This window comes from Tessaracoccus sp. SD287, assembly GCF_017355265.1.
Lineage (GTDB): Bacteria > Actinomycetota > Actinomycetes > Propionibacteriales > Propionibacteriaceae > Aestuariimicrobium.
Window position 1 is genome coordinate 98,515 of the sequence record NZ_JADIJQ010000006.1, and the last position, 19,709, is coordinate 118,223.

Genomic DNA, 19,709 nt, shown 5'->3' on the forward strand with positions numbered 1-19,709 from the left:
TGTCTGTCAGTGGGCCGGCTGTCAGTGGGCCGGCTGTCAGTGGGTGAGTTCGGCGACCGGCTCCTCGGCGTCTTCCCCGGCCGGTTCCTCGGCCGCCCGCTGCGGCGGGTCCTGGCGGGACAGCTTGCTCGGCCACCAGATGGCGCGTCCGATGTCGTATGACAGCGCCGGCACCAGCAACGATCGCACGATGAAGGTGTCCAGCAGCACACCGAAGGCGACGATGAACGCGATCTGCACCAGGAACAGGATCGGGATCACCGACAGCGCTGCGAAGGTCGCCGCCAGCACCAGACCTGCCGAGGTGATCACCCCGCCGGTGATCGACAGCCCTCGCAGGATGCCCTGACGGGTGCCGTGGCGCAGCGACTCCTCACGGACCCGGGTCATCAGGAAGATGTTGTAGTCGATGCCCAGCGCAACCAGGAAGACGAAGCTGTACAGCGGCACCGCCGGGTCGGCCCCGGGGAAGTCCAGCAGATTGTTGAAGACCAGTGCCGCGACCCCCAGGGCGGCGCCAAAGGACAGCACCGTGGTGGCCACCAGCAGCACCGGGGCCAGGATCGAGCGCAGCAGCAGCGCCAGGATGACCAGGATCACCGCCAGGATCACCGGGATGATCAGGTTCCGGTCATGAATGGAGGAGTCGTTGGTGTCCACCGCGGTCGCGGTCACCCCGCCCACCAGTGCACCCGGCACCGCGGCGTCCAGTTCGGTGCGCAGGGTGCGCACCGTCTCGGCGGCCTGGTCGGAGTCGGCCGCAGCGTCCAGGGTGGCCTGCAGCATGACCTGCCCGTCCACCACGGTCGGGGCGGGGGCCGGGGTGCCCGGCTGGCCCAAGGGCTGGATGCCGTCGGCGGTCACCGGGGCGGTGCCGCTGGGGGAGTCGGCGGCCACGATGCTGACCCCCTGGACACCGGAGTTCTTCAGCAGGATGTTGGCGGCGTCCTGCATCCGGTCCTGGGGGACCACGACGATCGCGGGGCTGCCGCTGCCACCCGGGAAGTGTTCGCCCAGTAGCACCTGCCCGTCACGGGCCTGCGACTCGCCGAGCACCAGGTCGGACTGGGGAACCCCGACGGCGTTCAGTTGGGTGGCGCCGACCACGCCCAGGGCCAGGACTGCTGCGGTGATGATCCAGATGGTCCGCGCTCGCTTCTTGATCTTGAGACCCAGCCACGACCACAGGCCGCCGGTGTGGACGCCGTGCTCGGCGGCCACCACATCAGGTTCGAACCGCGGGCGGCGCGGCCAGAAGGCGGCGCGTCCCAGCAGCAGCAGCAACGCGGGCAGCAGGGTCAGCGCCGACAGCATCGCGAAGACGATGCCGATCGAGGCCACCGGACCCAGGGTGCTGTTGGACTTCAGGTCGCTGAGCAGCAGGCACAGCAGGCCGGCGATGACGGTGCTGCCGGAGGCCAGGATCGGCTCGAAGGATCCTCGCAGTGCCGCCTGGGTGGCCTGCCACGTGTCACGGGTACTGCGCAACTCCTCACGGAATCGGGCCACGTAGAGCAAGGAGTAGTCGGTGGCCGCACCGATCACCAGAATGAACAGGATGCCCTGGGTCTGCCCACTGAGCAGCAGCACGTCGGCCTTGGCCAGCCACCACACGCTCAACAGGGCGACGCACAACGCGAACAGGCTGGTGGCCAGCACCACGATGGGCAGCAGCAGCGATCGGTAGACCACCACCAGGATCACGAAGACCGCCAGCAGTGCCACCCCCAACAGCAGTCCGTCAATGCCGGCGAATGCGTCGCCGATGTCGGCGGCGAAACCCGCCGGGCCGGTGACGTGGACCTCGACCCCGTCGGGGGCCCCGTCACGCAGCACCTGGCTCAGTTCGGCGACGACCTCGGCGAGTTCGAGGTCACTGCTGATCGGCACGAACGCCTGGACCGCCAGGCCGTCCTCGGACGGGATGGCCGGCGAGACGCCCTCAGCCACACCCTGCAGTTGGGCCAGGTCGGCGACCTGGGCACTGATCGCCCCGAGGTCCGCCTCGCTCAGCGGCGTCTCGGAGGTGAACACGACGATGGCAGGAATGGCGTCGGAGTCGTTGAACTCGCCGAGCAGTGCCTGCACCTTGGTCGCATCGGCCGAACTGGGCAGGTAGTTGGCCTGCTCGTTGGACGAGACCTCGCCGACGCGACCGAAGTAGGGTCCGCCGATGGCGGCACCCGCCAGCCACATCAGGATCAGCACCGCTGGCAGCAGCACGCGCAGCCATCGTCGCCGGGTGGGGGTTGTGCTCATCGGTGTTTCCTTGGGGCATGGGGGGAAGTGGGACCCGCGGAATGGTCACCGCGGAGGCGTTTGAGGACGAGTTCGGCGCTGATCAGGCACATCGGGACGCCGACCCCGGGGGCCGTGGTGGCGCCGGCGTAGTACAGGCCGCGCACCTTCTTCGACTGGTTCTGGGCGCGGAACATGGCGCTCTGGCTCAGGATGTGCGCCGGGCCGAGCATGCCGCCGCTCCAGGAGTGGTACTGCTCGGCAAAGTCGGCGGGGCCGATGGTCTGGCGGACCACGACGCGCTCCGCCAGGTCGGGCACGTCGGCCCAGGCGGCGATCTGCGCGATGGCGGCGTCGGCGACCCGTTCCACGGCCACCGACCCGCTGCCGTCGGCGCCGCCACGGCCGAGGCCGGTGTCGGCCGGCACGGGCACCAGCACGAACAGGTTCTCGTGTCCGGCAGGGGCGACGTCGGGGTCGGTGTTGCTGGGGGCACACACGTAGATCGACGCCGGGTCGGGCACGTGCGGCTGGTCGCCGAAGATGGCCTCGAAGTTGGCGTCCCAGTCGGTGGTGAAGAACAGCGAGTGGTGGGGCAGCTGGGGCAGCCTGCCGCGGACCCCGAGCAGCACCAGCACCGCTCCCGGCCCGCTGGTGCGCCGGTCCCACCACTTCTGGGGGAAGGTGCGTTCGGCGGGTTGCAGCAGTGCCGTCTCGGTGTGGTGCAGGTCGGCGGCGGACACGACCACGTCGGCCTCCTCGTGGTGCAGCAGGCCGTCGGGGTCGCGCCAGGTGACGCCGGTGACGCGTCGTCCGCGTCGACCGTCGCGCTCGGTGGTGATCGACTGCACGTCGGCGCCGGTGGTGATCTCGGCCCCCTGCTGCCGGGCCAGGGCGGCCAGGCGTTCCATCAGGGCCCAGAACCCGCCCTGGGGGTACTGCACCCCGTCGCCCAGGTCCAGGGCGCTCATCAGGTGGTAGATGGCCGGTGCCGTCGAGGGACTGGCGCCCAGGAACACGGCCGGGTAGCCCAGCACCTGCCGCAGCACCGGGTGGGTGAAGCGGCGGGCGACAAAGCTGCCCAGTGAGCGGGCCAGCAGGTCGACCAGGGTGGGCAGGGACCGCAGGATCTCGGGATGCAGCAGGGTGTGCAATCGGGTGAAGGGGTTGTACAGGAAGAACCGTTCGGCCATCACCGAGGCGCGCTCCGCCGAGGTGAGGTAGGTCCGCAGCCGGGCCGCGGCACCCGGCTCCTGCTCCTCGAAGACCGCCTCCACCCGCTCCTGTCCGTGGGGGATGACCAGCGGCGCGCGGGTGCTGCCGTCGGCTTGGGGTTCGCTGAAGACCGCATAGGCGGGGTCGAGCATGGTCAGGTCGAGCTGCTCGCGGGTGGTGGTGCCCAGCAGCTCGAAGAAGTGGTCGAAGACCCGCGGCAACAGGTACCAGGAGGGGCCGACGTCGAAGCGGAACCCGTCGCGTTCCAGGCTGCCGGCCCGGCCGCCGATGTCGGCGCGGCGCTCCAGCAGCCGCACCTGGTGTCCCTCACGGGCCAGCAGGGCGGCAGTGGCCAGCCCGGCGGCGCCTCCGCCGATGATGATGGTGCGGGTCATGGTCGGCCCTCCTTCAGGGTGCGGGTCACGGCGCGCGCAATGATGGCCGCCTTGGTGGCATCCGGCACCCGGACCCGGCGCCGGTACAGCTCGTCGACACTGGTCACCTCGACCCGGTCGGCCAGGGCTGAGAAGAGTGCGGCGGCGCTCCTGACCGCTGAGCGGGCATCGCGGGGCAGCAGCGGCACGACGGCTTCGGCGTCGGCGAGCTGGCCGCGGATCCGCCGCAGGCAGTCGTCACGATCGGCCGTGGTGATTCGGGTCGAGGTGCCCAGGTAGGCCCTGCCCAGACGGCTGGTGTCATCGGCCAGGTCACGCAGGAAGTTCACGTCCTGGAAGGCTGCCCCCAGCTGCCGGGCGCCGTGCTCGAGGCGCAGCACCTGGTCGGGGCTGTGCGCCTGGTCGCGGATGAACACGCGCAGGCACATCAGCCCGACCACCTCGGCTGAACCGTGGACGTAGCTGTCGTGGGCGTCGGCGTCGAAGGCAGCGGGACCGTCGTGGCCCGCGTTCACCAGGTCGGCGCGCATGGAGTCGAAGAACGGGTCGATCAGGGTGGCGTCGATCCCGCAGGCGCGGGCGGTCCGGCAGAAGGCGTGGATGACCAGGTCGCTGCTGTAGCCGCTGGCCACGGCCCGGTGGGTCTGCTCGACGAACCGGTCGAGAGCGACGCGTTGCTCGTCCAGGGTCAGGCCCGCCTCGGTGGCGACGCCGTCGACCAGTTCGTCGGCGACCCTGACCAGGGCATAGATGTTGCGAATGTGCTGGCGGTGCCGGGGGCCGAGCAGCCGGGTGGCGGCACCGAAGGACGTCGAGTAACAGGCAATCACCTGGTTGGCGGCCTGTTCGGCGGTGCGGGTGAAGGTGGCGAGGTTGGTGTCGTTCACGTCCGGCGTCCTCTCAGCTGGTCGACCATTCCCATCAGGACCCGACGTACGCCCACGGGCAGATCGTGGTCGCCGCCACTGATCAGCGCCTGGGCCGAGCGCAGCTGTTCCTCCACGAGTCCCTCGACGAATGCCTTGGCGCCGCAGTCGGCGAGCAGTTGGGACAACTGCTCGGCCTGCTCCTCGGTGAGTCCGGGGCGTCCCAGCAGGGGTTCGATGCGTGACCAGGCGGGGGTGTGGCGGGCATGGGCGACGATGGCGGTCTGCTTGCCCTCGCGCAGGTCGGAGAACCGGTCCTTGCCGTGGCAGTCGGGGTCACCAAAGGCCGACAGCAGGTCGTCCTGCAGCTGGAAGCCGAGCCCCACGTGCAGCCCAATCGCCCCCAGCCGGTCCTCGATGCCCTCACGGGCGCCGGCCAGGACGGCCGCCATTCGCAGCGGCAGCTCAAAGGTGTAGGTGGCGGTCTTGTGGCTGGTCATCGCCAGGATGGTGGCCAGTTCGGCGGCCACCATCTCGTCGGCCAACCCGACGTCGGTGTGCTCGCCTGCCACCGACTCGACGACGGTGTGCTGCAGCAGGTCGAGCAGCCGCAGCCGCTGCTGCTGGGGCAGTTCGGCCCGGGCGAAGACCTGGTGGCTCTCGGCCAGCAGCAGGTCGCCCATCAGGATGCCGCCGGTATGGGCCCAGTGCATCGCCCGTCGCGGGTCAGAGGCCGTGGAGTCGAGCAGCGCCCCGATCAGGTTGGGTCGACCGCGGCGCAGCAGGTCGCCGTCAATGATGTCGTCATGCAGCAGGAAGGAGTAGTGCAGCAGTTCCAGGGCCACGGCCAGGTCGATGACGGTTTCGCGGCGCTCCTCTGGGGCGGTGGGCGACAACGCGGCCCACACGTCGACCAGCAGCATGGGTCGCACCAGCTTGCCGCCCAGCACCGTCCGGCCGGCCAACGTCCACAACTGCTCGAACTGCTCACCGTAGCGACGAGCCCGGGCTCGGCCCTGGTCGAAGACCTCGCGCAGGCGTTCCTCGACCAACGGCCGACCGGCGATGCGGTCGTCGCTGGCGGCCAGGCTCATGATCGTGCCCCGCCGCCGAGGATGCCGCCGGCGGCCAGTTGCGGCACCTGCAGTTGCAGCCAGGGGCTGAACACGTCGGGGGTGCCCTGGAGTGCGGTGACCAGACCCTGGGGGTGCACCCAGCTCCATTCCTCGACCTCGGCGCGCTCGGGTCGCAGCGCGCCGACCAGGCGGGCGGTGTGGACGGGGCAGACCTCGTTCTCCATGATTCCGCTGGAGTCCACCGCCTGGTAGGCGAAGTCGGGCAGGACGACCGAGATGTCGCGCAGTTCGGCTCCGAGTTCCTCGCGCATGCGCCGCTGGATGGCCTGGCCGTTGGACTCACCCGGGGCGGGGTGGCCGCACAGGCTGTTGGTCCACACTCCCGGCCACGTCTTCTTGGACAGCGCCCGACGGGTCAGCAGCACCAGGCCGTCGTCGTTGAAGATGTAGCACGAGAAGGCCCGATGCAGCGGGGTGTCGTGGGTGTGGACAGTGGCCTTGGCGGCACTGCCGATGTCGCGACCGTCGTGGTCGACGAGGACGACCAGTTCCTCGGACATACGAACTCCTGGGGTTGGGACGACGGGTGGACGACCACTACGAGAAGTAGTTAGCTAGTCTAGTAAGTAACAAAGCGTAAATCTAGTGGTAATGATAATGTCCTGTCATGTCCGACGACCGGGAACGCCCAGATTTCACTCAGAGCGTGTACCACGTGGAATCGGGCGACCCTGAAAGCGTCCTGGTCGACCGATCGTCGATGAGCGCCGAGGACCTGGCCCAGATCAATCGGCTGATGGGGGCGCTGGGGGCGTTGCGGAAGGCCGAGGAGCGGCTCAGCGAGGCCTCGACCACCTACATGAAGCTGAACAAGACCGACATGCGGGCTCTTCACTACCTCATTGTCAGCCAGAACCGCGGCGAACTGGCCACTCCGGGTGCGATTGCCGCTCACCTGGGCATCTCCACCGCCTCGACCACCAAACTGCTGGACCGACTGGCCCGTGGCGGCCACATCACCCGGCAACCCCACCCCTCCGACCGCCGGGCGCTGGTCATCCGGATCACCCCCGCCACCCACCAGTCCGCCAGGGACACGGTGGGCCGCCAGCAGGCCAAACGGTTCAATTCGGCCGCACGGCTGACGCCCCAGGAGCGCGAGGTGGTGATCGGCTTCCTCGAGGACATGACCCGCGAGATCGACATCACCGACGCCGACTGGGCCCAGCCGCAGGACTAGTTCGAGGTGGCGTTTCGGGCGAGCAGTCCGCCCATGGGGGTGGTCCAGACGTCCTGGCCCTGCACGCCCCAGCGGTCCAGCAGGGCATTGGCCGCCAGGTACCCCGTGGTGGCCGCCCGCTCCATCAGCGCCACCGGGTAGTCGCAGCGAACCCAGTCACCGGCCAGCACCAGCCGGTCGGACGGGGTGCTGACCCCGGGCCTGCGGTTCCAGCCGACCGGCTCAATGAGCGTGCAGTCATCCCTGATCAGCACCTCGCGGTGCCGCACACCGAGACGGGCGGTCTCGGGGAACAGTCGGTGCAGTTGCTCCTCGAGGCCGGCGACCAGAGCGTCGGCGGCGGCCCGGTCGTCGGCCACCGCTGGGTCGCAGGCGTAGGCATGGAGTTCGACGACCGAGCCACCATGACGCGACGACCATTCCGCGGCGCCCGCCTCGAAGCGTTCCAGCACCGAGACGTTGTCCAGGGCGGCGTAGCCGCTGGTGCCGATGAAGGCCGGTCGATCGGGGTTGACCAGACCATCGAGCCAGAGCCTCACCACCGCGAACGGAGGGGCGTTGCGGGTCTGGGCCACGTCCTGGCGCCAACTGGCCAACACGGCAGCGTTGGTGCCGGCCGCCAGCTCGCGGGCCGCGCGGGGGTCGGTCGCCAGGACGACGGCGTCGACGCTGAGTTCGCCGCCGGGCAGGTCGAGGACGGCAGCGTCCGGGCCGACGTCGATGGACCCGACCCGGGTCGAGGTCAGTACGTCCACACCGAGGTCGGCCAGGTAGCGTCCCATCGGCGACCACAAGGCGGTGTCGTAGTCGTCGTCGGGCACGTCGAAGACCAGGCCCTCGGCCGAGCCGAGGAAGTAGGTGTGGAACATGGCCACCAGCTCCCCGGCGGCGAAGTCGTCGGGGTCGGCGAAGAACGACCGGGCGAAGACCTCCAGGGCCAGGTCGCGGGCCGCCGGCGGGAACTTGAGCCGATCCAGGAAGGCGGCAGCCGACTCGCCCTCGTAGTCGGAGTAGGTGCGGGGGAACCGGACGCGCAGCAGGTCCAGGGCGGTGCCCACGTCGACCTGCAGCAGGGAACGGGCGGTGAAGGTGGGGCTCTTGGCGACGAAGCCGAGGATGCTCCACGGCGGCGTGCGGGGGATGTTCGAGAAGGAGTCCCGCACCCCGTCGGGGCGCTGGAGCGGGTAGTCGTCGACCCCGACCAGTCGCCCGAGCCCCGGGTCGACGCGCCCCAGCAGGGTGCGCAGGTTGTAGTACTGCCGGAAGAAGGCGTGGAATCCGCGGCTCATGGTGCGTCCGTCGTCCAGCGGCCAGGCCGAGACCCGTCCGCCGAGCCGGTCGTCGGACTCCAGCAGGGTGACGCGAATGCCGCGCTCGGCCAGCACGGTCGACGCCGTCAGGCCGGCGATGCCGCCGCCGACCACGGCCACGTGATGGTCGGCGGTGGAACGGTACTGGCCGGGGCTGGCGGGGTGCAGGACGGCCCGTGGGTCGCGGCCGGGGAATCCGGGACGGTCATTGGTCATGGTGAGCCTTCCGGGCGACAAAGGTGTGCAGGATGCCGCGTTGCCAGCCGGGCACGGTGCGGCAGGCGACGTCGGTGAAACCGGCGCGGGCAAGACGGTCCATGAACTGCGTCGTGGAATCAAAGGCGCGGACGCTGCGCCACAGGTAGCGGTACAGGCTGGGGTTGCGATCGACGACCAGGGCCAACGGCATGATGGCAGCGGCATTGACGGCGTCCCAGACGGCGGTGGCGCCACGATTGCCAGCCACCGAGTACTCCTGGGTCACCAGCCATCCGCCCGGGGCGAGCAGCCGGTGGGACTCGGCGATGGCCGCATCCCGCTCGGGTGCCGCCACGTTGCGGAACAGGTAGCTGGCGAAGATGCCGTGCCAGGATCCGGCACCCAGTGCGTCGACGTCCAGGTCGCCGACCCGACCATGCCGGAAGTGGGTGTGGGCAGGCCAGATCTTGCTGCGCGCGTGGTCGAGCATGCCGTGGGAGAAGTCGATGCCGACCACCCGCGTCCCGGCCGGTGCACGGTCGACGACGGCCCGCGTCGAGGCACCCGAACCGCACGCCAGGTCGAGCACTCGCAACGGACGCGAGGGGTGGGTGATCCGTCCGACCAGCTCGGCCGCCGCCGACCGCAGATGGGCATGGTAGCCCGGGTTCATCGACACGAGCAGGTCGTAGTGGTCGGCGCCGCGATCGAAGACGGCAGCGAGGTCGGTCATGCCGTCCTCCGCGGCGCCAGGCGCAGCCAGCAGATGATCGTCAGCGTGAGCATGGCGAACCCGAACCCGAAGTCCTCGACAGGAATGTCCCACGGCACCCGGACGCCGCTGAACTCATCCGGGTTGTAGATGACGATGGGCGCCGACAACTTCGTGAGCCAGCCGTCGACCCAGATCTGGAAGAAGAAGATGATGCCCATGGCCGTCCAGTACTGCGCGGACCGGAAGATGCCGGTGCGGGCCCAGACCAGTTCCAGGACGACGACGGCGACCACGCCCACGACGGTCAGCACGGTGTACTCAGCCATGCTGCACTCCTGCCTGGGACGCGGCCGACGGGGCGGCGTCCTCCACCCGCACCAGGCCCTCGCGCCACCGGAAACCCCACCGCCCGCGGCCGCGGACCAGGGCGAAGACCCGCCCGACCGCCTCGTAGCTGAGCAGCCCGCAGATCGGGATGACCAGGAAGAACACCAGTTCCTCCAACGGCAGCGGGCCGATGTGCAGCCCCGACATGAACCGCGGCTCGTACCACCAGTGCTTGCGCAGGATGCCCACCACGTCCCAGGCGGAGAACACCACCACCATCGGCAGCATCGAAAGCAGCAGCCGTCGGGGCGACCGGTAGACCCTGGCCCCCAGGACGAACTCCAGGGGAAGGGTGATGAGCAGGCACCCCGCCATCAGGATCAGGTACTGCCACTGGTCCATGGGGCGTCGACCTTCCAGTGATGTGGTGCTGTCGTGGATGACGTGCTTCGTCGGTGAGATGGGCCGAGTTCGGCGTCGCCGTGCAGTCTAGCCAGCCGGGAAAGCCGCCACGGCTAATCTGGTGGTCACCACCACGACAGGAGCACGATGGACCCGACGTCAGACCAGCGCCGCGCCCACCGTGGCGGCGAGGCCCGGACCCCTGCCGTGGAGCGGGCACCCGGCATCTGGCACATCCGCTCGCACGCTGCGGCACGGCAGGTGCTGGCAGCCAGGGGCGGCACCTCCCAGGCCGGGTTCACCGCCGAGTACATCCCCACCGGCTATCTCAAGCACCACCCGATCCTGATCTCCGACGGCCCGTTGCACGACGACCAGCGACGCAAGGTGGGGCGCTTCTTCGCCCCCCAGGTGGTCACCGACCGGTACGGCGAGGTGATGGCCGGCGCAGCCGAGCAGTTGGTGCAGGCGGCGGTCAGCAAGAACAGGTGCCTGGTCGACGAGATGGCCCTGCTGTACTCGGTGGAGGTGACCCGCCAGGTGGTCGGTCTCACCAACTCCTCGGTGCGGGGGATGGCCCGCCGACTGGTGAGCTTCTTCAACCAGCCGCCCTTCGACATCACCCAGCCCGACCTCGGCCGCTCCCGGCGACAGTGGGCGATGGCGGCCCTCCATGGGCTGGGCCCCATCGTGCGCTTCCACCTGGCCGACGTGCGCCCGGCGATCCGGGCCAGGCGGAAGGCACCCGGGGAGGACGTGGTCAGCCACCTGATCGCTGAGGGCTACACCGACCTCGACATCCTGGTCGAGTGCCTGACCTACGGCACCGCCGGAATGGTCACCACCCGCGAGTTCATCGCCATGGCGCTGTGGCACCTGCTGACCACCCCCGACCTGCTGGATCGCTACCAGTCCGCCGACCAGCCGGCCAGGCTCGAGGTGCTCAACGAGATCATTCGACTCGAGCCCGTGGTGGGCCATCTCTATCGCCGGATGCAGGTGGCCATGACCATCAACGACGGCGAGGCCACCCACGAACTGGCCCCCGGCGACCTGGTCGACCTGTGCATCCGCCAGACCAATACCGACGCCGAAGCCGTCGGCGAGGAACCCATGGCCATCTGTCCCGGCCGTCCGCTCGCGCGCGGGGTGCACGCGGCGGGGTTGAGCTTCGGCGACGGTGCCCACCGCTGCCCGGGACAACCGCTGGCCCTCATCGAGACCGACGTGCTGCTGGTGCGACTGCTGGCAGCGGCCCCGGTGATCGTGCGCGAACCCACCATCGAGTGGGACGACCTGGTCGCCGGCTACACCCTGCGGGGTTTCGAGTTGGCGTTCGGGGGCGCGTCGCCAGCCCCGTAAGGGTGCTGCTCAGTCGGCCGACGAGGCCAGGAACGCGTCCACCTCGGCCGCGGTGGGCGCGGTGTCGGGTCCTCGACGGGTGACCTTGATGGCTGCCGCCGCGTTGGCCCGGCGGCAGGCCTCCGGCCAGGTCGCACCGGTCTGGCGGGCCGCGATCAGGGCCCCGGTGTGGCAATCCCCGGCGCCATTGGTGTCGACGGGGGTCTGCGGGAAGCCGGGTACCAGCATCGTCCGACCCTCGACGTGCAGGGCGCAGCCGCGGTCCCCGTCGCGGACCAGCACCACCGACTCATCGGGCAGGTGGTCGGCTGCCGCGGCGGCCGCGGCCTCCATCGTGTCGACCCCGGTCAGTGCCTGGGTCTCCTCCATGTTGCCGGTCCAGACCGTGGTCAACCCCAGCATGGTGGCGTGGGTGTCGGGGTCCAGGTGTTCGAAGGCGGCGCCGGGGTCGAGGATGACGCCGACCCCGTCGGGCAGCAACGCCAACCAGGTCAGCAGCGGGATGCGGGTGGACTCGACCGCCAGGCTGTAGCCGCTGACGCAGACCACGTCACCGGCGCGGGGGCTGCTGGCCTGCAGCATCTCGACGGTGAGTTCGCGCTCGGCGCCCAGGGTGGTGACGAAGGTGCGCTCGGCACCCGGTTCCACCATCACGAAGCAGATGCCAGAGTCCTGGTCGCGCACCGGGTCGCCGGCGACGCTGATGCCGGCCGCCGCCAGGGTGGTCCGGATCAGGTCACCATTGGGTCCAGTGCCGACGGCACCGGCGTGGACGCATTCGGCCCCCTGCCGCTGCGCGGCGAGCAGGATGTTCACTGCCCCGGCGGCGTACCGGGCGAAGTGGGTCGCCATCTCGTTGCCGCCCCGACGCGGGATGCGAGGCACCTCGGCCACGGCGTCCACCAGGGCCTGGGCGGTGTGGATCACTCGTCCTGGGCGAACCCGGGTGGCATGCAGTTCCATGGTGCTCAGCCCGCCGCCGGTCAGTGGTCGGTGAAGCGGGCCCAGACACGCAGCCGCTCGGTCAGTTCACGGTGCAGCGGCAGCGACTGGCCGTCCAGGGACAGCAGCGGCACCACGCCACGCACCGAGCTGAGGAACCAGGCGCCATTGCTGTCCTGCACCTGCGCAACGGTGAGCAGCCGATGGTCGGTGACGAAACCTGCGTCCTCGGCACCGGCGAAGGCCATCCGCTGGGTGATGGACTTCAGAATCCCGGTGCCCTCGGCCGGGGTGGTGACCAGCGTGCCGTCGAGCAGGACCACCAGTGCCGAGGTCGGGGCCTCCAGGCAGTAGCCGTCGCTGCTGGTGAACAGGACGTCCTGGGCACCGCGACGATGCGCCTCACGCTTGGCCGCCACGTTGACGGCGTAGGCGAGGGACTTCACTCCGCCGAGCAGCCAGGGGGCTTCGGTGAAGGCGTCGCTGGACATGCCGCGGTTCAGGGTGATCGCGTCGACACCGGCGCGGTCGCTGATGTTGCTGGCGCTCATCTGGGTCAGCGTGAAGACCTCGGTGGCCCGCTGGGTGCCCTCGGTGAACGACTGGGTCTCCTGGCCATTGCTGTACATGATCTTGAGCACGGCCTCACCGGGGGTGGTCCACTGGGACAGCGCCTCGTCGATGGTGGCCCGCCAGGCGGCGCGGTCGATGGGGGTGCCGCCGACCCCGGTGATCGAGGCATCGAAGCGGTTGAAGTGGGCGTCCAGGTTGTCGATGGTCGACGACCCGTCGGCCCGGGTGACCACGCGGGTGGCGTCGAAGCAGCCGTCACCGCGGGTGAAGCCCAGGTCGTCGGCGGTGATGACCAGGTGCCCTGCGGGGAACACACCGCGTCCGACGACACCGACCAGTTGCTGAACAGACATGGGCCCCAGCCTAGGGCCAGGCTGCCGTCGGACGCAGAACACCCGGGCAATCGGTGATTGCCCGGGTGGTCGTGGTGCGTGGGTGTGCTGCGGCTCAGGCGGCCTTGATGGCCGAGACCTCGAGCTCCAGGGTGATCTCGTCGCTGACCAGCACGCCACCGGTCTCCAGGGCGGCGTTCCAGGTCAGGCCCCAGTCCTTGCGGCTGATCTTGGTCTTGCCCTCGAAGCCGATCCGAACGTTGCCGAAGGGGTCCTGCGCCTGGCCGTTGAAGTCAAAGGCGATGGTGACGGGCTTGGTGACGTCCTTGATGGTCAGGTCGCCGGTCACGTTCAGGGTGTCCTCGTCGACGACGTCGACGGAGGTCGAGGTGAAGGTGACGGTCGGGAACTGCTCCACGTCCAGGAAGTCGGCGCCACGGACGTGCTCGTCGCGACCGGCGTTGCCGGTGTTCAGCGAGGCGGCCTGGGCCACGACGTGGATCTGGGCGCTGGTGGGGTTCTGGCCGTCACCCGAGGCGGTGCCCTCGATCTCGTCGAACGAGCCGCGGACCTTGGTCACCATGGCGTGACGGGCCACGAAGCCGAGGCGGGTGTGCGAGGGGTCGAGGGTGAAGGTGCCGTTGATGGTGGTCAGACCGGTCATGTGATGCTCCTGGGCGAAGTGGGTGGTTGAAGATTCAAGCTTATGTTGAGTGTAACCGGGTCGAGGCTGGTTGTATTCCGTTCCCGTGAAAAAAACTTGTCCGTTCATCCATTCATTGCGTCCAGTTCAGCCGTGACCCTTGTCGGGGCCGTTTGGCGGTAGGAGACCTCGACCAGTTCCGCCACCTCGGCCCAGTCGATCGGCCCGGTCAGGTCGAGGCCCAGCCAGCCGTGGGCACCCAGATATGCCGGCACCCAGCATCGCTCGTCCTGGGCCAGCGCCTCCGCATCCTCTGGCCCGGGAACGATCAGGATGGAGGTGTCGTGGGCGTGCCAGACACCGTCGAGCCTGGTCGAGCCGCCGTAGTAGGCGAAGACCTTCCGGGTGAAGAACGCGGGCCGACCGTGGCTGATCTTCTCGGCGGCGCCCGGCAGCGCCAGACAGATCTGGCGGACCTGGGCCAGCACCGGATCATCGTCGTTGAACATCTGCGGATGCCCCATGTCGCCAAGACTAGATCGGGACGCCGACCCAGAAGGCCCGACAGCCACCACCTGACCGGCGGCGGGGGGTAGGTTTTGGCCATGGATGACACCATTACCCTGGCCGGGAGCACGGCCATGCCCCGCGTCGGCTTCGGCACCTACAAGGTCGCCCCCGAGGATGCCCGGGCTGCCGTCGAGACGGCGCTCGAGGTGGGCTACCGCCACATCGACACCGCCGCCATGTACGGCAACGAGGCCGAGGTCGGTGCCGCCATCCGGTCCTCGGGCATCATTCGTGACGACCTGTTCGTCACCACCAAGCTGGACAACCCCTACCACGAGCCCGCCGCGGCGAAGGCGGCCTTCGACCGCTCCATGGACGCCCTCGGGGTGGAGGTGCTCGATCTCTACCTGATCCACTGGCCACTGCCGCGCACCACCGACTACGTCGCCACCTGGGCTGCCCTGGTGGAGTTGCAGGCCACTGGACGCGTCCGCGAGATCGGCGTTTCCAACTTCACGGCCGAGCACCTGCGGGCCGTCATTGGTGCGACGGGGGTCACCCCGGCCGTCAACCAGGTCGAGGTGAACCCCTACTTCACCCAGGACCCGCTGCGTGCCGTGCACGCCGAGCTGGGCATCGTCACCCAGGCCTGGTCGCCGTTGGCCCGGGGCCGGCTCCTGGACGACCCTGCCCTGGAAGAGGTGGCCGACCGGGTGGGCCGCAGCCCCGCCCAGGTCGTCCTGCGCTGGCATCTGCAGCGCGGCGAGGTGGTGATCCCGAAGTCCACCCACCGCGGCCGGATGGTCGAGAACTTCCAGCTCGGGGACTTCACCCTGGACGACGACGCGATGGCAGCCATCACCGCGCTGAATCGCGACGAGCGGTCCGGCTCAGGCCCCGACGACGTGGAACTGGGCACTGCGCTCGGCAAGCCGCGCAACTACCAGTCCTGACCGTGAGCAACACCGAACCGCACCCGCAGCTGGTCGTCCACCCGGGCGCCGAGCACTGCGACGGCATCGAGACCTACCCGCCCAAGGAGGTGCCGCTGGGCGGACCCGACGCGATGCGGGTGAGGCGTACCCTGCCGAACCTGAGACGTTCCTTCGTCGGGGCGTGGTGCTTCGTCGACCACTACGGCCCTGAAGAGGGCATCTGCATGGACGTGCCGCCGCACCCACACACGGGTCTGCAGACGGTCAGTTGGCTGTTCAGCGGCGAGATCGAGCACCGCGATTCGGGTGACGTGCACGCCATGGTGCGCCCCGGCGAGGTCAATCTGATGACCTCAGGTCATGGCATCGCCCATTCCGAGGTGTCGACCCGGTCGCGTGCGGCGCTGCACGGCGTCCAGCTGTGGGTGGTGCTGCCCCACGAGCAGGCCGATCTCACCCGCGAGTTCCAGCATCACGCGCCCGAGGTGTACGACGACGACCCGGGTGTGCAGGCCCGGATGCTGGTCGGACGCCTGGGTGAGGCCTCCTCGCCGATCCGCACCGAGACGCCGTTGCTGGGCGCCGAGGTGACCATCGCGCCCGGGGCCACCTGGCAGACCGCCGTCGACCCCCGGATGGAGCACGGGGTGCTGGTCGACACCGGCCACGTCGACTTCGACGGCGTGCGGCTGGACAACAGTGCCCTCGGGGTGCGCGACGCCGGGCTCGACCACCTGCGGCTGCACAACCCGACCGATGCCCCGGCCCGGCTGATGCTGCTGGGGGGCGAGCCCTTCGACGAGGGCATCGTGATGTGGTGGAACTTCATCGGGCGCAGCCACGACGACATCGTCCGGTTCCGCGACGAGTGGAACCAGGCCCCCGACGACCGTTTCGGACGGGTGGCCGGCTACCGGGGGGCGACGAAGTGGCTCGAGGCGCCGCCCATTCCCGACATCACCCTGAAGCCGCGGTTCCGCAGGGGCCGGGCGAGGTAGAGCCACACGGCGTCAGGCCACCTCGCTCGCTCCTGCACCACATCGCTGCAGTTGCCGCTCCTTCCAGCCGGGGGCAACTGCGTCCATCAGGGGCAACTGGGTCCATCAGGGCGACCGCACCCCGACCGGGCGTGTCGGGTCGGCCCGTGGGCTACCCTCGAACCTCAATGACTGCCTTCCCCCACCGCGGCCCTGACGTGCCCGGCGCCGATTCCGGGGAACAGGTGCACCCCCAGCCGGTGCTGCCCAAGGACTTCGACCACCTGTCGCCGGCCTTCCCCGGACGCGCCCCGTGGGGCACGGCGCAATCGCTGCGGGCCTGGCAGGCCGAGGCCCTGCAGGCCTACCTGGATCGTCTGCCCAGTGACTACCTGGCCGTGGCGACCCCTGGCGCCGGCAAGACCACCTTCGCGCTGCGGGTGGCCTCGGAGCTGCTGCGTCGTGGACGGGTGAACCGGGTGATCGTGGTCTGCCCCACCGAGCACCTCAAGGTGCAGTGGGCCGATGCGGCGGCGCGGGCCGGCATCAGGCTCGACCCGGGGCTCGGGGGTGGCGCCTCCCGCAAGGGACGCAGCCGCGAGTTCGACGGCGTCGCGGTCACCTATGCCGGGGTCGCCAACAACATGTTCAGCTACGAGGCGCGGTGCTCGAACTTCCGCACCCTGGTGATCCTGGACGAGATCCACCACGCCGGTGACGCCCTGACCTGGGGTGACTCGGTCAAGCAGGCGTTCACCCTGGCCAAGCACCGCCTGATGCTGACCGGTACCCCGTTCCGCAGCGACGACAACCCGATTCCCTTCGTCACCTACGACGAACAGCATGACGGCACCAAGAAGTCCCGCGCCGACTTCACCTACGGCTACGCCGACGCCCTGCGCGACCACGTCGTGCGTCCGGTGATGTTCATGAACTACGGCGGCCCGATGCGCTGGCGCACCAAGGCCGGTGACGAGATCGAGGCCAACCTGTCCGAGGCCCTGACCAAGGACCTGACCTCGAATGCGTGGCGGACCGCGCTGGACCCGAAGGGGGAGTGGGTGCAGTCGGTGCTCACGGCCGCCGATGTGCGCCTGACCGAGGTCCGCCGCCACGTGCCCGACGCCGGTGGACTCGTGATCGCCACCAACCAGACCACCGCCCGCGCCTACGCCCGGATCCTGGCCGAGATCACCGGCGAGAAGCCCGTCGTGGTGTTGTCCGACACCCCCGGCTCGAGCAAGAAGATCGACGACTTCTCCGCCGGCCAGCAGCGCTGGATGGTGGCGGTGCGGATGGTCTCCGAGGGGGTGGACGTGCCCCGCCTGGCGGTCGGCGTCTACGCCACGGCCACGTCCACGCCGCTGTTCTTCGCCCAGGCCGTCGGACGCTTCGTGCGTGCCCGCCGCCGCGGCGAGGTGGCGACCATCTTCCTGCCGACGGTGCCGGTGATCCTGGCCCACGCGACCCTGCTGGAACGTCAGCGCGACCACGTGCTCGGACGTCCCCGCAACGACGAGGACGGCCTGTGGGACGAGTCCGAGGCGTTGATGGAGGAGGCGAACCGCGAGCGTGACAACCCCGACGAGTTGCTCGGCTCGTTCGAGCCGCTGGCCTCGAATGCGGCCTTCGACCACGTGTTGTTCGACGCCCAGCAGTTCGGCATGGTCGCCGAACCGTCCAGCGAGGAGGAGCGCGACTACCTGGGCCTGCCGGGCCTGCTCGAGACCGACCAGATCAGCACCCTGCTGGCTGAGCGGCAGCGCCGCCACCTGGCCCGGGCGAAGAAGGCCGACCAGCGTGCCAAGGTGCCCGAAGAGGTCAGCCTGCACCGGGCGCTGGAGTCACGCCGCAAGGAGTTGAACTCGCTGGTCAGCCAGTACGCCCGGATCTCGGGCAAGCCGCACAGCCACGTGCACGCCGACCTGCGCCGCGAGTGCGGTGGTCCGCCGTTGGGGCGCGCCACCACCGACGAGGTGGCCCACCGGATCACTACGCTGAAGCGCTGGCTGACCCGCTGAGCACCTGGCTCACCTGCTGATCACAGGGACTTCTGGCGCTCCAACACCTTCAGCGTCGCCCAGAAGCAGATCGCGGCGTAGACCAGCAGGACGAAACCGCTGAGCAGCCACAACGCGGCGTCGTGGTCCCACATCCAGTCGTCGGGGAAGCGCGGGTTCAGCGCCTTCAAATCGACGGTGTTGGCGCCCATCCCGAACGCCCAGCGCCCGGGCACCAGGTGCGACAGGGCGTCGATGGGCTGTCGGCCGGTGATGTCGATCAGACCACCACACAGCAGCAACTGCAGGATCACGCTGACCGCGAGAACCGGCATCGTCTGCTCCTGCGAGGTCACCAACGCCGAGAAGAACAGGCCCAACATGCCCGTCGCCAATGTCATCAGGAAGACCATGATGACCAGCTCGGCCGAACCGCTGCCGAGCAGGGCGCCCTCGTCCGGGCCCTGTTTGACCCATCTGACCACCATCACCAGCAGGATCGCCTGCAGCAGCGACAGCCCGGCCAGGATGCAGGTCTTGGCAGCCAGGTAGATCAACGGCTGCACCCCCACCGCTCGTTCGCGCAGGTGGATCGCCCGCTCGGCGATCAGCTCACGCACCGATGAGACCATGCCCATCAGCGCGCCACACATCACCAGCACCAGCAGCAGCTGCCCGGGTTCGTTCGACGGTTCGCCACCCGTGGAACCGAAACCGTGGTCGCCGGGAATGACGCCGGCGGCCAGCCCGAGCACGATCGGCATCAGCAGCGTCAGCGCCGCATAGGACTTGTCGCTGACGATGATGCGCAACTGTCGGCGTACCAGGGTGCTGAACTGTCGCCGGGGCAGCGGTGGGCGCGGGCGCATCAGTTGCGGCGGCGGCCCCATTCGGGGCGGTTGGCGTTGCACGGGGTAGCCGGCACGGGCCTGGGCGTCGCGCTCGATCGCCTGCCAGCGCAGCGGGTCGGCCTTGATGTAGTCGAAGATGTCGGCGTAGTTGGCGGTGCCGAAACGCTGCGCCACCCCCTGCGGTGGGCCGTAGTAGGCGAGCCTGCCGCCCGGTGCCAGCACCATGACGAAGTCGCAGTCGTCCAGGTTGGCGACGCTGTGGGTGATCACCAGCACCGACCTGTCGCCAGTCGCCTGGGCGCGCAGCAGTTCCATCACGTCCCGGTCCAGGCTGGGGTCCAGACCGGAGGTCGGCTCGTCGAGCAGCAGCAGGGTCGGCTGGGTGATCAGCTCCATCGCCACCGAGGTGCGCTTGCGCTGGCCGCCCGACAACTTCTTGACGAGGGTGTCGCGGTGGGCCGCCAGCCCGAGGTCATTGATGACGGTGGTGACCTCACGGTCGCGGGCGGCGGTGTCATAGTCGGACGGCAGCCGCAGTTCGGCGGCATAGGACAGCGACCGGCTGACGGTGAGGTCGCGGTGCACCACGTCGTCCTGGGGCA

19 protein-coding genes are annotated in these 19,709 nt (G+C 69.5%); 5 read left to right on the top strand and 14 right to left on the bottom strand.

The annotated features are described in order from the left end of the window. Window positions 1–36: 36 nt before the first annotated feature. The 5 genes from IPV09_RS04055 to idi are packed head-to-tail and all read right to left on the bottom strand — an operon-like array spanning window position 37 to window position 6,350. A complete protein-coding gene (locus IPV09_RS04055) occupies window positions 37–2,259 on the bottom strand; it encodes an efflux RND transporter permease subunit (protein WP_207473880.1) in 2,223 nt (740 codons plus the stop codon). Next, complete coding sequence (gene crtI / locus IPV09_RS04060) at window positions 2,256–3,848, bottom strand: phytoene desaturase family protein (protein WP_207473881.1); 1,593 nt, start codon at window positions 3,846–3,848, stop codon at window positions 2,256–2,258. Before crtI ends, IPV09_RS04055 begins: the two co-directional genes overlap by 4 nt. Next, window positions 3,845–4,735 (bottom strand): squalene/phytoene synthase family protein, encoded by an 891-nt coding sequence (locus IPV09_RS04065; RefSeq protein ID WP_207473883.1) that lies wholly within the window; start codon window positions 4,733–4,735, stop codon window positions 3,845–3,847. The genes crtI and IPV09_RS04065 overlap by 4 nt, the downstream gene beginning before the upstream one ends. Next, on the bottom strand, window positions 4,732–5,808 hold the full coding sequence (locus IPV09_RS04070) for a polyprenyl synthetase family protein (protein ID WP_207473885.1): 1,077 nt from the start codon (window positions 5,806–5,808) through the stop codon (window positions 4,732–4,734). Before IPV09_RS04070 ends, IPV09_RS04065 begins: the two co-directional genes overlap by 4 nt. Beyond that, complete coding sequence (idi, locus tag IPV09_RS04075; RefSeq protein ID WP_207473887.1) at window positions 5,805–6,350, bottom strand: isopentenyl-diphosphate Delta-isomerase; 546 nt, start codon at window positions 6,348–6,350, stop codon at window positions 5,805–5,807. The genes IPV09_RS04070 and idi overlap by 4 nt, the downstream gene beginning before the upstream one ends. Window positions 6,351–6,496: 146 nt before the next feature. On the opposite strand from idi, the gene IPV09_RS04080 reads away from it, so the two are divergent. Further along, window positions 6,497–7,030 carry a MarR family transcriptional regulator gene (locus IPV09_RS04080; RefSeq protein ID WP_207473888.1) on the top strand — a complete coding sequence of 178 codons (534 nt, stop codon included), beginning with the start codon at window positions 6,497–6,499 and terminating at the stop codon, window positions 7,028–7,030. On the opposite strand, the gene IPV09_RS04085 is transcribed toward IPV09_RS04080, so the two are convergent. The 4 genes from IPV09_RS04085 to IPV09_RS04100 are packed head-to-tail and all read right to left on the bottom strand — an operon-like array spanning window position 7,027 to window position 9,982. Then, a complete protein-coding gene (locus IPV09_RS04085; RefSeq protein WP_207473890.1) occupies window positions 7,027–8,556 on the bottom strand; it encodes an FAD-dependent oxidoreductase in 1,530 nt (509 codons plus the stop codon). The two genes, IPV09_RS04080 and IPV09_RS04085, sit on opposite strands and share 4 nt — an antisense overlap. Further along, a complete protein-coding gene (locus IPV09_RS04090; protein ID WP_207473891.1) occupies window positions 8,546–9,271 on the bottom strand; it encodes a class I SAM-dependent methyltransferase in 726 nt (241 codons plus the stop codon). Before IPV09_RS04090 ends, IPV09_RS04085 begins: the two co-directional genes overlap by 11 nt. Beyond that, window positions 9,268–9,579: a lycopene cyclase domain-containing protein gene (locus IPV09_RS04095; RefSeq protein ID WP_207473892.1), complete on the bottom strand. Its 312-nt coding sequence runs from the start codon at window positions 9,577–9,579 to the stop codon at window positions 9,268–9,270. Before IPV09_RS04095 ends, IPV09_RS04090 begins: the two co-directional genes overlap by 4 nt. Further along, on the bottom strand, window positions 9,572–9,982 hold the full coding sequence (locus IPV09_RS04100; protein ID WP_207473893.1) for a lycopene cyclase domain-containing protein: 411 nt from the start codon (window positions 9,980–9,982) through the stop codon (window positions 9,572–9,574). The genes IPV09_RS04095 and IPV09_RS04100 overlap by 8 nt, the downstream gene beginning before the upstream one ends. 147 nt (window positions 9,983–10,129) lie before the next feature. On the opposite strand from IPV09_RS04100, the gene IPV09_RS04105 reads away from it, so the two are divergent. Beyond that, window positions 10,130–11,344 carry a cytochrome P450 gene (locus tag IPV09_RS04105; RefSeq protein ID WP_207473894.1) on the top strand — a complete coding sequence of 405 codons (1,215 nt, stop codon included), beginning with the start codon at window positions 10,130–10,132 and terminating at the stop codon, window positions 11,342–11,344. Between the two features lie 9 nt (window positions 11,345–11,353). Here the strand turns inward: IPV09_RS04105 and IPV09_RS04110 are convergent, their stop codons facing one another. The 4 genes from IPV09_RS04110 to IPV09_RS04125 all read right to left on the bottom strand — a co-directional run bounded on the left by IPV09_RS04110 (window position 11,354) and on the right by IPV09_RS04125 (window position 14,358). Continuing rightward, window positions 11,354–12,307 carry a PfkB family carbohydrate kinase gene (locus IPV09_RS04110; protein ID WP_207473895.1) on the bottom strand — a complete coding sequence of 318 codons (954 nt, stop codon included), beginning with the start codon at window positions 12,305–12,307 and terminating at the stop codon, window positions 11,354–11,356. A 20-nt stretch (window positions 12,308–12,327) separates the two neighbouring features. Next, a complete protein-coding gene (locus tag IPV09_RS04115; protein ID WP_207473903.1) occupies window positions 12,328–13,155 on the bottom strand; it encodes an aminodeoxychorismate lyase in 828 nt (275 codons plus the stop codon). Window positions 13,156–13,306: 151 nt separating this feature from the next. Further along, a complete protein-coding gene (locus IPV09_RS04120) occupies window positions 13,307–13,855 on the bottom strand; it encodes a YceI family protein (RefSeq protein WP_207473896.1) in 549 nt (182 codons plus the stop codon). 104 nt (window positions 13,856–13,959) lie between these two features. Continuing rightward, window positions 13,960–14,358: an MmcQ/YjbR family DNA-binding protein gene (locus IPV09_RS04125; RefSeq protein ID WP_207473897.1), complete on the bottom strand. Its 399-nt coding sequence runs from the start codon at window positions 14,356–14,358 to the stop codon at window positions 13,960–13,962. A gap of 81 nt (window positions 14,359–14,439) precedes the next feature. Between IPV09_RS04125 and IPV09_RS04130 the strand changes: the two genes are divergently transcribed. The 3 genes from IPV09_RS04130 (at window position 14,440) to IPV09_RS04140 (ending at window position 18,277) form a co-directional block, all read left to right on the top strand. Next, window positions 14,440–15,297, top strand: a complete 858-nt coding sequence (locus IPV09_RS04130; protein WP_207473898.1) for an aldo/keto reductase — start codon at window positions 14,440–14,442, stop codon at window positions 15,295–15,297. A gap of 2 nt (window positions 15,298–15,299) precedes the next feature. Next, entirely contained in the window at window positions 15,300–16,277 is a 978-nt protein-coding gene (locus tag IPV09_RS04135; protein ID WP_207473899.1) for a pirin family protein, read from the top strand. A 167-nt stretch (window positions 16,278–16,444) separates the two neighbouring features. Continuing rightward, window positions 16,445–18,277, top strand: a complete 1,833-nt coding sequence (locus IPV09_RS04140; protein ID WP_207473900.1) for a DEAD/DEAH box helicase — start codon at window positions 16,445–16,447, stop codon at window positions 18,275–18,277. Window positions 18,278–18,297: 20 nt separating this feature from the next. Here IPV09_RS04140 and IPV09_RS04145 read toward each other — a convergent pair. Further along, window positions 18,298–19,709: ABC transporter permease (locus IPV09_RS04145; RefSeq protein ID WP_207473901.1), on the bottom strand; the 1,412-nt coding region annotated here is incomplete at its 5' end.